Here is a 14,617-nt window from a genome sequence, read left to right as displayed (position 1 = left end):
ATGCTATGATACAGTCGTCTCTTGCTCTTCTTTGACCGCTTTTTCAATGTCTTTAAATCGGCTCGATACAGTGGACGCACTAATACCATACTTTTTAGCAACTTGTGCTTGAGAAAGCGGGGCATCGCTTGCAAGTGAATGAATATAATATTCGATTCCCGCAGCAAATGACGCCGCTTTACGGATCACAGGTGCTTTCTGATCACAGTAAGCTTTCCAAACTGTTAAAGCGCCATCTGTCAGGCTTTGGTCACCGTGCTCTTTCATCCCGTCTTCAATCAGCTTGGCTGTTTCCAACTGAACGTCACTAGCCCAGTCCATCCGATCTGCTGATAGTTCTACTGTACTTCCTTCTGTTTGAGCAGGCGCTTCTGTTTCTTCAACTTCTTGCTTCGCAAACATACACTTCAGCACTTCAGGGAAGGCTTCTCTCATAAATGTACTACGTGCTCCTCCGTTTGCCTCATGTGCTTCAACGAGCTGGCGAACCTGAAGAAGAAGCGTATCAGTAAACTCTTTCGCGAACATCGTATATTGAATGAAAAACTCTGCTTTTTCTTCAAACTGAACAGGGAAACCTAGAACAAGACTACCTTTCTCTGGCAGCACGGTTTGATCCGGCTTCACATCAACTTCAACCTTCTCAGCTGTCACCATATTCTCAAAGTAAAGAGACTCGTCCGTTTTTTCATTTAATAAAAGCAAAGATGGCTCCATGTCTGTCCAAGATTCAACCACTTGTCTTGTTTTAGGACGGGTAATATCTTCTGCTTTTTTTGTCAGGAATTCTTGGAAGATAGTCTCTTTCTTATCTGTTAATGGGCGGAAGAAAATGCCCCATACACTCAAATGAAAGACTGAGATTTGTTGCGTTTCTTTATCCATATCTGCTAGGAAAGAGAACTCATTAATGAATTGATTGATCGCTCTCTGATGCTTAGAGAACGCATAATTCATTAAATCCTTTTGAACTTGTACAGCTTCCTTAAACACAAGCTCAGACGTTTGTTCTCCGCCTGACTTTTGACCACAGCAATGTTTATATTTTTTTCCGCTTCCGCATGGGCAGAGCGCATTTCGTTTAATTTTTCCCAAAATAAAACCTCCGACATTCTAGTCTAACCTCACTATTTTAACAAACGATTGCACAGGAGAGTTTTATTTTCAAGAAAAAAGAAAAATCAGAATGATCAGATAAATAACAAAGACGTCTAAAAGAGCAAGGCGGCTCATAGTCAAAAGCACTCTGTCTCTGTTTATTTTCTCCAATCATTCCAATAGATTTCCCTCAGCTCATCCCTTCGAATAGCTGCTTTGCTTCAAAATAAAAGATTTGCACGAACTTTTTCGTATTGACTCTGCCTGTTGACCCTGCGGGCGAAGAAGTCTTCTGCATTTCTTTCATTCTTTGGCTGACATCAGTGAAATCAAAAAACTTCGACGCATAGTGCTCAAATTTAGGATTTGAAAAATCTGTGAGCCCAAGTGATGCGAAATGATTTAAGGAATGATGGATGGCTCGTCTAATTCGCTGCTCTGCTGCTTTCACTTCCCGCATCACTTCCACATCCGCCGCACCACGACCAAGCTTTCGTTCCGCCGTTTTGATAAATAGCTGCTTTAATGGCGGAAAATTCACCTCATGAGAATTGGCTGTCTGCGTTTCATGTAAGTAGATCAATATCTCTAGTAAATCCTTAGAGCCACTCTCTCCGACAATTCCTAATTCAGATAGGAGGAATTCCCCTGCCTCTTTCATCGTTCTTCGCTTTGATCCAGTACCTATCTCATGAGAAATCACTGGCTCTAATGGCAGCACATGCCGAAGAGAAGCTTGAATATCGTAAATTGATTTTTCGAGCTTGATCCGCTCCATGACCTTTCGAATGACACTGACAATCTCAATTCGATTGACGGGTTTATGAATATAATATTCAATTCCAAGTTCATAGGCTTCTGCCATCATCTCTTTTGCTTCTACTTGAGATATCATGATGACCTTTCCTTTGAATTCAGGGTGAATATGACGTATGGTTTGAATGCCGTCTCTAGCTGGCATTAAAAGATCAATCAGAAGGATGTCTACTTTTTTCAAGTTCAATGAATTCGCTTCTAATCCAATGCCGTCATCAGCTTCATCCACGACCTCTCCTAGATCCTCATCCTCAATGATCTGACCTAAAATCGAGCGTATTGCACGATCATCATCTGCAATGAAAAATCGCATACACTCACCCTCTCTGTATTAAATTTTTTATCGGAAGGACAAGCTGAAAAGCTGTTCCTTTCGTTTCTTTCTGCTCAATCTGGATTTGACCGTCCAGCTCTTGAACCAGCTCTCTCACATAGGATAAGCCAATCCCAGTTGACGGTGTTCCATATGCATCAAATTTTGAGGTATATCCCGGATCAAATACAATCTCTCTCAATTTCTCAGGAATACCCGGTCCATCATCCTCAACCCGAATCTCTATTTTATCATGACTCCCTTTTAATACGAGTGAGATGGCTCCATCATCCTTGATTGCTTCAACTGCATTTGCCATTAAATTATTAATCAGCGATAAGAAAATGAACACATGATACTCATGCAAGTGAATGCCTTTTATATCAGATGTAAAGGAAATGTTCTTCCCGAGAGATAGCGCATATTTCTCTTGAATGCGAATCACGATTTGAACAAGGTCCTCTGCCCTCATATAATCTTGCATATTTTCCTTTGAAATCAGCTTTGAAAGCCCGGCGTAAATACGCTGATTGTCCTTTTTAACTTCATGTATTTCCCCTGCAAGCTTCAGCAGCTCCTGACTCACTTTCTTTCCTGCCTCATGTTCATTCAGCAGACGATAGAGCCGATAGGATTCTTGGGTTATGTGCTCTGTATGATTTAACGTTTTCTTTAAATGAATTGTTTCCTCATATAAATTTGAAATGACCATCATCATATGCTCATTTTGCTTCATGATTTGTTTCTCTCTTGATTGTGCCTCATACAGCCTCATCATATTAAAAAAGCTGATGACCACGAAGCTGTGAGCAAATGCAATGAGGATCATATCACTCAGCTTTGAGAAAGTCATGGTTGTATCAAACACTAAAAATTGTACAAACAGCTCAACAAAATCAGCAAGCAGTTCAATCATCAGTCCGATCAGCCCAATAAAAATGGAACGTTGCTTGAAACGGCCTGTACGGACAACAAAGAAAAGAAAAGCATAAGTAAAGTAAAAAAAGAAGCTCGGAAACTGCTGATAAAATGACAGAGCCAGATCAGCTTTTTGCTGAATAAGATCTAAACCTACCCGAAATAGGACAATGGCTACGCCTGTTAAAAACCCTGGCAGCAATGGTCTTGATTTTCTTAAAAGTAATAAGCAAAAGAAAAACGCAGGTGCCCCAAAACTAATACGAAATGTTTCATTCACAGGATAAAACTTCAGCTCTCCCGCAAGCGGCACAATGACGATCATAAAAATCAAAATAAATGCGTCTTTTTTGACAAGCTGGTTTAAACTCAAATGACTGACATCCCTTCCCCTGTTTACATAGCCACAGTATACAAGGAGACTCTTTGCTTCACAATGAGCAAAAAAATTATTTTCACGGCTACTTCTCTCTTCAAAATCATTTTTTATGACTATTCTCCGAGAAGGCATGGTGACCTTTCAGCTATTCTACGATTTGGAGATTGTCTACAATAATGGGAATTGTTTAGACAATTACATGCAGACTGATTTTTATTTGTAAGTTTTTCTGTAGATTTTCGTCAGATTGTGTAGTTTCCAAGATAAATTGAATGAACAATTTTAGTGAAACTATATGTAAGCGTTTTCTGAATTTTCACTAAAAACCCTTTTTGTTGTTTCGCCGCCAAAGCCTTCATTTGAACATATATTTAGGTGTAAAGGAGTGGTACAAGCAGCGCATGACAAGTTCTTTGAAGATGTGTAACATGTTTTCGTGCCTATTTGATCGCATTTTTTGTCATCCGCCAATTCAATAGGGTACTTTTTGATTTTTGATTGGAGGAATCGTATGAAAACAGCAATTTCTAATAATACACAACACGCATGCCAGTCTTCTGTTGATCAATGGGCAGAAGAAATACGTCCGTATTACAAAAACGGGCAGAACGCTGGCTACATTCCAGCACTCGGAAAAGTAAATTCCTCTCAACTTGGTATCAGCGTGATAGGCCCAGATGGATCATCTGTACGTTATGGTGATTGGGACGTTCCCTTTACCCTGCAAAGTATCTCAAAAGTCATCAGCTTTATAGCTGCCTGTTTAGGAAGAGGCGTTCCGTACGTCTTGGATCGGGTAGATGTAGAGCCAACTGGTGATGCATTTAATTCCATCTACCGCCTTGAGATGCATAAACCAGGGAAGCCCTTTAATCCAATGATTAATGCTGGAGCTATTACCGTATCCTCCATCCTTCCTGGAAAGACTTCTACAGAAAAGCTAGCATATATTTTCGATTTAATCGAAAACTTAATAGGTAAGCGTCCTTCTGTTAATGAAGAGGTTTATCAATCAGAATGGGCAACGGCACATCGCAACCGGGCACTTGCTTATTATTTAAAAGAAACCAATTACTTAGAATCAGATGTCGAGGACACGTTAGAAGTGTATTTAAAGCAATGTTCCATTGAGGTTACAACAGAGGACATCGCCTTGATTGGACTGGTTATATCAAGTGATGGCTACCATCCCTTTAAACAAGTCCAAGTCATCCCAAAAGATATCGCAAGACTAACAAAGGCATTGATGCTGACATGCGGCATGTACAATGCGTCTGGTAATTTTGCTGCATTCGTAGGTGTTCCAGCCAAAAGTGGTGTGTCTGGAGGAATCATGGCTTGCGTTCCGCCAAGCGCAAGAAGAGAATTCCCATTTCAGACAGGCTGCGGGATCGGCATTTATGGTCCTGCCATTGACGATTGTGGAAATAGTATTACCGGTGTCATGATGCTGAAGAAACTCGCCAAAGAGTGGGATCTCAGTATTTTTTAAAAAGAACAGTGATGAATTCGAAGAGGTGATGTTATGAACGAAAAAGCTTTGCTATCTTATTTAACAACTACAAATGATTTTATTTGGACTTATCTTGTCATTGCTCTGTTACTTGGAGTAGGGGTCTACTTCACATATAGATCACGCTTCCTGCAAGTTAGAATGCTGAAAGAAATGCTGCGTGTTCTAAAAGAAGGAAGAAAAGAAAAAGAGGGAATCTCACCGTTCCAAGCATTTGCCATCAGTATGGCAGCACGTGTAGGAACAGGGAATATCACAGGGATTGCCATCGCTATTGCGATCGGTGGACCTGGTGCAATCTTCTGGATGTGGATCGTCGCGATTATCGGTTCTGCCTCAAGCTTTGTTGAAAGTACATTAGCTCAGGTGTATAAAGTCAAAGATAAAACAGGATTCCGCGGGGGACCTGCTTATTACATGGAAAAAGGGTTAAACAAGCGCTGGATGGGGATTTTATTTGCCATTCTGATCACGATCTCTTTTGGGATTGTCTTTAACGCAGTGCAATCAAATACCATCACAGTTGCTTTTCAAAACTCTTTTGGTCTAGATCGCCTAACTGTCGGCATCATTATGGCTGTTATTTTTGCCGCCATTATTTTTAAAGGTATCCAAGCGATTGCAAAAGCATCTGAATATATTGTCGTTGTCCTTGCCGTTGCTTACATCGGGATTGCTTTCTTTGTGATTGTCACAAATATTACTGAACTGCCAGGTGTCATCAGTACGATTGTGAAGCATGCTTTCGGATTTGAACAGTTTGCCGGCGGTACACTAGGTGGAGCATTGTTACAAGGGATTAAACGCGGTCTCTTCTCAAACGAAGCCGGTATGGGTAGTGCGCCTAACGCAGCAGCAACTGCTGTCACGAGCCACCCAGTCAAACAAGGATTAATCCAAGCATTTGGTGTATTAACAGATACGTTAATTATTTGTACAAGTACAGCCTTTCTTGTCTTGTTCTCTGATGCGTATAAAACAACCAACCTGCAAGGAATTGAGCTAACTCAGGCTTCATTAAGCCAGCACATTGGGCCTTGGGCTTCTGGATTCCTGGCGATCATGATTTTCTTATTCGCTTTTAGTACGTTAATTGGTAACTATTACTATGGTGAAACGAACATTGAGTTCTTGGGAGCGAATAAAATTTGGCTCAACATCTATCGTGTTGCTGTCATTGGCATGGTTCTTTTCGGAGCTGTTGCGACTGTTCCTCTCGTTTGGGGTCTAGCCGACTTATTCATGGGTCTCATGGTCATCGTCAACCTCATTGCCATTACCATGTTGTCCAAAGTCGCCTTTGCAGCACTGAAGGATTACATGAGACAGAAAAAAGAAGGCAAAGATCCTGTTTTCTATAAAAATGCCGTTCCAAACAATGAAGAGATTGAATGCTGGGACGACGAACCTGTTTCCTTGAAAAAGAATCAAATCGGATAAAACAAATAAGCTCTGGTCATATGATCAGAGCTTTTTCCTTTATGCTAAAAATTCGAGAATGAGCTTATTCACGACATCTGGTTTCTCATGATTGATCCAATGAGTCGCATCATCGACAAAAATCAGCTGTCCATTTGGGCAAATTTTGATCGTTTCTTTTGCGAGCTTTCTGCTTAGAAATTTGTCCTCCATTCCCCAGATCATGCGGACAGGAACGAGAATTCGTTTGGAAATCGGTTTTTCAAAGCCGCCTTTTTTAATACCTCGATACCAATTCAACATGGACGTAATGGCTCCCGGCTGCGTCCATGCCAGCTTATAGCTTGAGACATCTTCCTTCGTGAACAGATGAGGTCTAGCAGACAGTCCAATGGCTTCATCCAGTCTTTGAAAGTGATTTTCTTGAAGGGCTGCCTCTGGTACATTTGGAAGCTGAAAGAACGCGATATAAGAGCTCTTCTTCCACTGCGGCGGATAAAACGGAAGGACCTTCATCATCACACGAGGATGCGGCATGTTGACGATGATTAATTTCTCTACATATTGAGAACGGGTTGAAGCAAGGTGCCAAGCAACCGCTCCGCCCCAATCATGTCCGCCGACAATAGCCTTTTGATTTGGGCTCAGCGCCTTAATTAATCCCACGATATCATCTCTTAATTTGTCTAAGACGTATGATTCGACTCCTTCTGGTTTGTCACTCAGATGGTATCCCCTTTGATCAGGAACAACGACACGATACCCCGCCTCAGCCAGGGGGAGGATTTGATTTTTCCAACCATACCAAAACTCAGGGAATCCATGCAGCAGAACCAGCAGTGGGCCATCTTCAGGACCAGCCATTGCCGTATGGAGTTTTATGCCGTTTGTTTGAATATATTGAAACTCAACTTGATCCATTCCTTTTCCACCCTTTCCCCATGTCTTATCATTCTTCCAACATAGCATATTTTCCATTTTTCAGAAAATAAAAACACTCACAAAAAAACCTTCACAAGGGTGAAGGTCTTTATTTATTTCATATAATTCAGCACCCATATCAAACCATTCTTCCTATCTTGTACTTGTCCATGAAGTGCGCCAAAAAACGTATCCTGTAATTCCACAAGGACATCTCCGTCAGCTTCAAGCGCCTCGTATACAGCCTTTAACTCTTCCTCATTGTCAAACTGCATGATCAATCGAAGATTCTCCGGTTTTGGTGTGCGGCCAAATGTATCTGAAAAGTGGAGCAGTGATTCTCCAAGGTGCAGCTCAGCATGCAATACACGGTCTTGATGTTCATTTAAGATACGAATATCTCCGCCAAAAATTCCTTGATAATATTGAAGAGATTCTTTGACGTCTTCTACAACAATATAAGGACTAACGCTGATCATTTCCCTCATCCTCCTCTTGTTCCGTTCATTATCTCTTATATAGCTTATCCCAAATCGTATGAAAAAAGGCACAAATCGTCAACGGATTTGCACCTTTTTCTCAAGCAGATTTCGCTAATTCACTGTGTTTGTTAGAATACGCTGCGTACATGACGACACCGATCATCAGCCAAACCCCGAAGTACAGCCATGTCCGGCCTGGTAAATTGAGCATCAGAAACACACAACACCCCATCGAGATAATTGGCAAAACTGGTACAAACGGAACCCGGAATCCCCTTTCCAGCTGTTTATGTGTCTTTCTCAAAATGAGTACGGATAAACTCACCATCGCAAACGTTAATAATGCACCGATATTGGCTAGGTTGGACAGATCCTTCAAATCAATAAACCCTGAAATAACAGCTGTCACCCCGCCAATAACCCATATACTGGAAACCGGTGTATCACTTTTGTTTGTTTTTGAAAACACTTTAGGCAAGAGCCCGTCCCGCCCCATCGCAAAAGCAATTCGAGTTGCCGCATAATTATTGGCGAAAATCACAGCCATCAATCCAATCACAGCACCGACAGAAATAATACCAGCCACGCTATGTTGATGGACACTTTGCAATACATAAGACATTGCCTCTGTCACATTCAACTTCGTATAGTGCACCATGCCTGTCATGACCAAACAAACGACAATATAAATGATCGTACAAATGAGCAATGAACCAATGATACCAATTGGCAGGTTCCGCTGTGGATTTTTCACCTCTTCTGCAGAAGCTGAAATGGCATCGAATCCTAAAAAGGCAAAAAACACAGCAGCGGCTCCAGCAATAATCCCTTCCGTACCAAACGGCATGAACGGCTGCCAATTGGCTGGCTCTACATAAAAACCACCTACTACAATGAAAAGAACAATAATGCCAAGTTTCACAAACACCATGATATTATTGAATTTTTTACTTTCTTTCGTTCCTTTAGATAGGATCCACGCAATGAGTAAAGCAATGATAATTGCTGGCAAATTCATATATCCGCCTTGTTCTGGACCAGCTAAAAATTGATGTGGAATTGAGATTCCAAACCCCTCCAGCAGGCTGTTAAAATAACTCGACCAGCCACTCGCTACAGCTGAAGCAGTCAGCATATAAACAGATAATAACGTCCACCCCATGAGATGACCTACGAGTTCACCCATTGTGGTATATGAATAAATGTACGCACTGCCGAACACAGGCAGCGCGGAAGCCATTTCTGCATAACAAAGTGCTGCTAGACTGCACACAATCGCTGCGATCGCAAAGGAGAAAATAACAGCCGGTCCTGCATCCTTAGCTGCTGTAATTCCGGTTAACACCATGACCCCCGTCCCAATCACAGCCCCTATGCCAAGGAGTGTGAGATCGAGCCCGCCCAGTGTTTTCTTTACCTTTTGCTGTCTGCTCTGTTCTAACAAATCGTGAATGTGTTTCTTACGAAGTATATGTCGCAAACCCTTTCCCTCCAAAACGTTAGAAAAACAAAAAAATCATTCAAATTTCATTATAGCAGAATAGGTCCTACGCATTCACAACCAATTCACGTAAATCTTTCTTCATGATTTTACCAAGTTTATTTTTTGGTAGATCCTGTGTGAAATGAATGGATGGCACTTTGTAATCTGCTAAACGTTCCTTGCAGTAATTCACCACATCTTCTTCGCAGAAATCGACAGATTCGTCTTTTACGATATACGCACTTGGTACTTCACCATATAAGTCATCTGGTACCCCAATGACAGCAGATTCAATTACACCTGGAATTTGATCAATGACCTCTTCCAATTGGTCAGGATAAATATTATCCCCACCGTATAGAATCACATCTTTGTATCTCCCCGTGATGTAAAGAAAACCGTCTTCATCCAGATAGCCTGCATCCCCCATATGGAACCAGCCATCTTTGAGCACTTTCTCTGTCGCTTCAGGTTGATGATAGTAGCCTAAGAAATAAAATGGGCTTCTCATGACGACCTCGCCAATTTCTCCAGCTGGCAGCGCCTCCTCTGTCTCAGGATGCACGATTTTGACTTCTACATCCGGATCCACTTTACCAGCAGAGCCCATCTTATCCTCGCCCATCGCTGGATGCCACGCACTCACAACCCACGCTTCTGTACTTCCATAGCCATGCATCATCTGAATGCCTACTTCTTTGTAATCTTTAATTAAGCGTACCGGTACCTTCGTACCACCAGAAATCGCAATTTCAAAAGATGAGAGATCGTACGAACCACGCTTCATTTCTTCTAGCATGTACGTATAAGCTGATGGGAAAGCCATCATAAACGTAATTCTTTCTTTCTCAATCGTTTCTAAAATGCGTTTCGGTGTTGCATCATGTAAGAAGACTAACGTATACCCTTCAATTGCAGCTGCAATCAGGTGATTAATTGAACTCATATGATACAGCGGATGACTTGCCAAGTACCGTTTTCCTTTCAGATCAAATCCTCGATTCCCACGTCGTGTTAAAAACTGATAGATTCGTCCATGTCCGACCATACAGCCTTTTGGATTACCTGTTGTACCTGAGGTGAATAAAATCATGGCCAAATCTTCTTCTGATACCTGTTCAGCAAGATCACTTCCATCATTAGACGCCAATATGTCTTCAAACAGCTGTGTTGTTTTCGCATTGACACCAGATTCCACCATGAGACAATCTTCTAAAGACACATTCACTGCCGCAATGATGTCACGGAATTCACGGTCAAAAAATAAAGCCTTTGGCTCTGCTTTTTTCAAGATACCTTCTAGCTCAAAAGAGGTAAGCTGCCAGCTAAGCGGTACGGCGACTGCACCTGCTTTAATGGCTGCCAGCATAATCGTAGAAAAGTGATGATGGTTTTGACAAATAAAGCACACCCGGTCACCTTTTCGAATTCCTTTACGGTGTAAGTAATGTGCCAGCTGATCAATGCGTTTTGCATATTCTTCAAATGTATAAGACACACCTCCGCCAGTTACCGCTTCAATTTGTGAAGAGCGTTCCATTCTGTCGTTTAGTAATGCCTGTAAAGTATTCAATATCTTCATCTCCAAACGTTTGATGTCCAATAGCCAATTTCCAGAGAATTGGATTGGTAGATTTTATCTCATTCACATTCTAAAATAAAAAGAGATGAAAGTAAAATCATTTCATTTTGGAATTGTTCCTTTTATTAATTGATAATATAGGTAATTTTATAGCCGTCTTCCATTTTGGTTTAAATGATGATGCTTATTATGATAATATAGACCTAGTAATTGATCGGAAAATGCGAATGCAATAGGAAAAGAGGTATGGAGAATGCAACATTTCGAGCTAGAGGCAAGTTTGTTAGACCATGCACTGACAAAGTATTTAAAGGCGACGAAACGAATAGATGAAGAGAATATCCCGAAAAACGTCACGAATGTAAAAGGGTTTATTTTACGCATCATCTACCGCCATCAATCATGTACTGTGAAAAATATTCTGCAGGAAGTTTCATTATCTCCCTCCGCAACAACAACCGCTCTCAATCACTTAGAAGATGAAGGGCTGATTATCCGCTCTAGAAATAACAATGACCGCCGTACGGTATGGATTACACTCTCTGAATCAGGTGAACAAATCGCCAGACAAATGATCGACAATCGTCAGCTGCTTGTCAATCAACTGTTCAATCACCTATCAGAAGAAGATAAAAAAACATTTTTTGAATTAATCGAAAAAATGATGGACGAGCGCACATTAAAGGCTTAGGAAATATCCTAAGCCTTCTTTTTATGGCTTTAAGATGACTTTTATACAATCATCTTGTTTTTCATTGAATATGTGATACGCATGAGCTGCGTCATCTAGCGGCAATTGATGTGTGATGATCGCTCTAGGATCAATTTCCCCGGTTGTCACTTTTTGATAAAGCTTTGACATGTACCCTCTCGCTGGCGCCTGTCCCATTTTCAGCGTGACGTTTCTTGCGAAAAAAGCACCCAATGGGAACATATTGTAAAGACCTCCATACACACCCGTCAGCTGAACAGTCCCGCATTTCCTCACGGCTTTTGTGGCAATTTGAATGGGCCCTATCGTTCCGCCTTGCAGCTTGAGCTTCTGTTCAATCTTTTCAAGCGGTGACTTTTTCCCATCCATCCCCACACAATCAATGACAACATCCGCCCCACCTTTTGTGAGCTCTTTTAGGGTTTCTCCCATGTCAGGGTCTTCTGTAAAATCAAATACTTCTACGCCGCTCATTCGTTTTGCATGGTGAAGGCGATAGTCTATGTAATCAACAGCAATGACCCGCTCTGCGCCCTTTTGCCAAGCAAATTGCTGTGCCATTAACCCAACAGGTCCACATCCTAGCACAATGACCGTATCCCCCTTTTTTACACCTGCGTGTTCTACACTCCAATAAGCAGTTGGCAGAACATCTGATAAAAACAGCAATTGTTCATCCTCTAACTCACAATCATCCGGCACCTTAAATGGTGTATAGTTTCCAAAGGGCACACGTAAATATTCAGCCTGTCCTCCGGGGTAATTCCCATATTTCTCACTGTATCCAAAAAGTCCGCCTGAATCATAATGGGGATTTGAGTGATCGCATTGACTTTCTAAATGGTGATGGCAATACTGGCATTGACCACACGCCACGGTAAATGGAATGACGACACGATCTCCCTTTTTCACCGCAGTGACATCCGGCCCGACTTCCTCTACCACCCCCATCGGTTCATGCCCAATCACATAGCCAATAGGAAGCGGGAAATTCCCTTGATATAAATGTAAATCTGACCCACAAATTGCTGTAGATGTTATCCGAACGATGACATCTTCACGATCTTGTATAGATGGTGCAGCTACTTCCTTTACCGCAATGCGGCTTTTCCCTTGATAGGTGACAGCTCTCATCTGCATTTCCTCCTTTAGTTCAAGTCATCATTTCTATAGCTTCACCTTGAATGGATGGTTCATGCATATGAATATGGATGCTGTTCCATAAAGGAAAACAAAATAACCCGCCGATTTATTCAGCAGGTTGTTTACTTCAATATGTGTAACGCGTTACACAGCTATTTTTCTTCGACAAACACCAAATCATACTGAGCAGAGGTCTCCCCACCCTCCATCATGTTCCCTTCCTGTATAAAATAAGGGCACATACCTGGACTTTGTGCTTCTTCAAATTGTTCAAACACTTGCTCAATATAGCCAGGCAGCAGCAAAACCAAAAATTTATTTGAATGAGACACTAATTCATACGAGTGAACGGTATTCGGAGGAATATAAGCAAAATCCCCCGGCATCAAGCAAATATTTTCTCCGTTTAACTGAAGATTCATTCTGCCTTCAACACAATAAAGTGCTTCTGTATGCACTTCATGATAATGCGGACGTAAGCCTTTTCCCTTTGTCCCTTCAATCACAAAATAACTGAATCCGCCTCCTGTTGTTTCTGTTGTCGCAATCAGCTCATGAAGCTGACCTTCGACCATGTATTGCTTTCCTTCACCAGCCTCCAGCACATATGGCTGCACTGCGCGCGGGAGCTGACTATGAAACAAAACAGCTGGCTTGGTTGTATTGGATAGCTCCCTAATGCCGTGCATCAACATGATATCGCTTTCTTTTTCAGCCTGATGAAAGCTGTCTGCATCAAATGGGTGATCAGTCATCGGCCATTCATTCTGCAACAGCCTCTTTCCGATTTGCAGATAGACATCTGTCATTTGCCCGCCCAGTGTATAAGAAATAAACCTTGTTTTGTGACTATGCATTCTATAGCCATGAATTGTTTTGGGCGGAATATGAATATAATCACAGGCCGTCATCATATACTTTTTACCGTCCAGTATCACTTCCAGCTTCCCTTCCAGCACAAAGATGGTTTCAAATAGCGTCTCATGACAATGCAGCGGAAAGTAAGCACCTTTCCCACCTGTGATTAAGACAAGCTCAAACAGTTGATTTGTTTGATTTGCTTCTGCCAGCACATGTACAAGCTGATTTTCCAAACCATACAGCTCCCCCGAACCGGACACGGTATAAAAAGAGGTATCTTCGGATTGCTTGATCGATTGTGGTTGCTCCGACATCCCATCACTCCTCATGACTAATTGACTATCTTTATTATATAGACCAATTGATATAATAGATAGGCAATATGCGAGAGATTTTACTCTTCTCGCATAAATAAGTGTCTAAGGTAACATTTTACGTGCTCTAAAGGTGTCGTTTGCTTTAATGCAGTAGTCATTGATAATCCGCCGATGACCATTGAATGAAGGAGAGATGCCCGCTCATCCGCTTTTGTTTCATCATATCCGCTATTCATCAGCTTTTCTTTGACAAGCTCTTGCCAGCGGATCATTTCTTGTTTACATGCAGCATGAAGTTTTGTATGTTCAGGTTTTGACTCTGCCGCTAGTAAGACAATCGGTATCCCTCTTTCACTTTCTTGCTCCATAAAACCCCGAATGATATTTGTCATAAAATGATCGACGGCGACATATGGGTCATCAGAATAGGCAAAGCTTTCTTCAATTTGATCGATGACCCTTTGACTAATATATTCAACGGCTGCTATGGCTAGCTCTTCTTTTCCATTTGGAAAGTAATAATAAAGAGATCCTTTCGGCGTGCCGCTCTCTCTAATGATTTGATTCAACCCTGTCGCATGATACCCCTGTTTACGTAAAAGAAGTGCGGCCGTTTGAATGATTTTGTCCTTCGTACTCACGTGTGACACTCCTTTCCTC

General features: G+C 41.7%; 13 protein-coding genes. 3 read left to right on the top strand and 10 right to left on the bottom strand.

Annotated features, from left to right (window positions below; genetic code table 11):
• Positions 1-3: 3 nt before the first annotated feature.
• The 3 genes from AC0VYC_RS01590 to AC0VYC_RS01580 all read right to left on the bottom strand — a co-directional run bounded on the left by AC0VYC_RS01590 (position 4) and on the right by AC0VYC_RS01580 (position 3,518).
• Positions 4-1,095 carry an SEC-C metal-binding domain-containing protein gene (locus AC0VYC_RS01590; RefSeq protein WP_475389250.1) on the bottom strand — a complete coding sequence of 364 codons (1,092 nt, stop codon included), beginning with the start codon at positions 1,093-1,095 and terminating at the stop codon, positions 4-6.
• Between the two features lie 193 nt (positions 1,096-1,288).
• Complete coding sequence (locus tag AC0VYC_RS01585; protein ID WP_058336311.1) at positions 1,289-2,227, bottom strand: response regulator; 939 nt, start codon at positions 2,225-2,227, stop codon at positions 1,289-1,291.
• Between the two features lie 4 nt (positions 2,228-2,231).
• A complete protein-coding gene (locus AC0VYC_RS01580) occupies positions 2,232-3,518 on the bottom strand; it encodes an ATP-binding protein (RefSeq protein ID WP_475389248.1) in 1,287 nt (428 codons plus the stop codon).
• 517 nt (positions 3,519-4,035) lie between these two features.
• Between AC0VYC_RS01580 and AC0VYC_RS01575 the strand changes: the two genes are divergently transcribed.
• Together AC0VYC_RS01575 and AC0VYC_RS01570 are read left to right on the top strand one after the other, a co-directional pair.
• Positions 4,036-5,016: a glutaminase gene (locus AC0VYC_RS01575; RefSeq protein WP_047945838.1), complete on the top strand. Its 981-nt coding sequence runs from the start codon at positions 4,036-4,038 to the stop codon at positions 5,014-5,016.
• A 33-nt stretch (positions 5,017-5,049) separates the two neighbouring features.
• Positions 5,050-6,477, top strand: coding sequence for an alanine/glycine:cation symporter family protein (locus AC0VYC_RS01570; protein WP_024719017.1), 1,428 nt, complete (start codon positions 5,050-5,052; stop codon positions 6,475-6,477).
• Positions 6,478-6,516: 39 nt separating this feature from the next.
• On the opposite strand, the gene AC0VYC_RS01565 is transcribed toward AC0VYC_RS01570, so the two are convergent.
• From AC0VYC_RS01565 to AC0VYC_RS01550, 4 genes are all read right to left on the bottom strand, one after another.
• Positions 6,517-7,377 carry an alpha/beta fold hydrolase gene (locus AC0VYC_RS01565; protein WP_024719018.1) on the bottom strand — a complete coding sequence of 287 codons (861 nt, stop codon included), beginning with the start codon at positions 7,375-7,377 and terminating at the stop codon, positions 6,517-6,519.
• 113 nt (positions 7,378-7,490) lie between these two features.
• Positions 7,491-7,856: a VOC family protein gene (locus AC0VYC_RS01560; protein WP_008342155.1), complete on the bottom strand. Its 366-nt coding sequence runs from the start codon at positions 7,854-7,856 to the stop codon at positions 7,491-7,493.
• 100 nt (positions 7,857-7,956) lie between these two features.
• A complete protein-coding gene (locus AC0VYC_RS01555) occupies positions 7,957-9,339 on the bottom strand; it encodes an amino acid permease (protein ID WP_475389244.1) in 1,383 nt (460 codons plus the stop codon).
• 67 nt (positions 9,340-9,406) lie between these two features.
• The gene (locus AC0VYC_RS01550) at positions 9,407-10,915 is read right to left on the bottom strand and encodes a class I adenylate-forming enzyme family protein (protein ID WP_475389242.1); all 1,509 of its coding nucleotides are present in this window, start codon (positions 10,913-10,915) and stop codon (positions 9,407-9,409) included.
• A 262-nt stretch (positions 10,916-11,177) separates the two neighbouring features.
• Here AC0VYC_RS01550 and AC0VYC_RS01545 point away from each other — a divergent pair, with 262 nt between their 5' ends.
• Positions 11,178-11,615 carry a MarR family winged helix-turn-helix transcriptional regulator gene (locus AC0VYC_RS01545; protein ID WP_007498406.1) on the top strand — a complete coding sequence of 146 codons (438 nt, stop codon included), beginning with the start codon at positions 11,178-11,180 and terminating at the stop codon, positions 11,613-11,615.
• A gap of 21 nt (positions 11,616-11,636) precedes the next feature.
• Here the strand turns inward: AC0VYC_RS01545 and AC0VYC_RS01540 are convergent, their stop codons facing one another.
• The 3 genes from AC0VYC_RS01540 to AC0VYC_RS01530 form a co-directional block, all read right to left on the bottom strand.
• Positions 11,637-12,770 carry a zinc-dependent alcohol dehydrogenase gene (locus AC0VYC_RS01540; protein WP_035390568.1) on the bottom strand — a complete coding sequence of 378 codons (1,134 nt, stop codon included), beginning with the start codon at positions 12,768-12,770 and terminating at the stop codon, positions 11,637-11,639.
• Between the two features lie 161 nt (positions 12,771-12,931).
• Entirely contained in the window at positions 12,932-13,954 is a 1,023-nt protein-coding gene (locus AC0VYC_RS01535) for a quercetin 2,3-dioxygenase (protein WP_144679707.1), read from the bottom strand.
• An 80-nt stretch (positions 13,955-14,034) separates the two neighbouring features.
• Complete coding sequence (locus tag AC0VYC_RS01530; protein WP_024719023.1) at positions 14,035-14,598, bottom strand: TetR/AcrR family transcriptional regulator; 564 nt, start codon at positions 14,596-14,598, stop codon at positions 14,035-14,037.
• Positions 14,599-14,617 lie beyond the last annotated feature (19 nt).

It is taken from the genome of Bacillus sp. iso_77, from assembly GCF_056173625.1.
Note: the sequence above shows the minus strand (reverse complement) of the source record. Positions and strands in the feature narration are given on the sequence as shown.

Coding starts and splice junctions, on each gene's coding strand:
- AC0VYC_RS01585 (WP_058336311.1), bottom strand. CDS start 2,227: ATGCGATTTTTCATTGCAGATGATGATCGTGCAATACGCTCGATTTTA.
- AC0VYC_RS01575 (WP_047945838.1), top strand. CDS start 4,036: ATGAAAACAGCAATTTCTAATAATACACAACACGCATGCCAGTCTTCT.
- AC0VYC_RS01570 (WP_024719017.1), top strand. CDS start 5,050: ATGAACGAAAAAGCTTTGCTATCTTATTTAACAACTACAAATGATTTT.
- AC0VYC_RS01565 (WP_024719018.1), bottom strand. CDS start 7,377: ATGGATCAAGTTGAGTTTCAATATATTCAAACAAACGGCATAAAACTC.
- AC0VYC_RS01560 (WP_008342155.1), bottom strand. CDS start 7,856: ATGATCAGCGTTAGTCCTTATATTGTTGTAGAAGACGTCAAAGAATCT.
- AC0VYC_RS01545 (WP_007498406.1), top strand. CDS start 11,178: ATGCAACATTTCGAGCTAGAGGCAAGTTTGTTAGACCATGCACTGACA.
- AC0VYC_RS01540 (WP_035390568.1), bottom strand. CDS start 12,770: ATGAGAGCTGTCACCTATCAAGGGAAAAGCCGCATTGCGGTAAAGGAA.
- AC0VYC_RS01535 (WP_144679707.1), bottom strand. CDS start 13,954: ATGTCGGAGCAACCACAATCGATCAAGCAATCCGAAGATACCTCTTTT.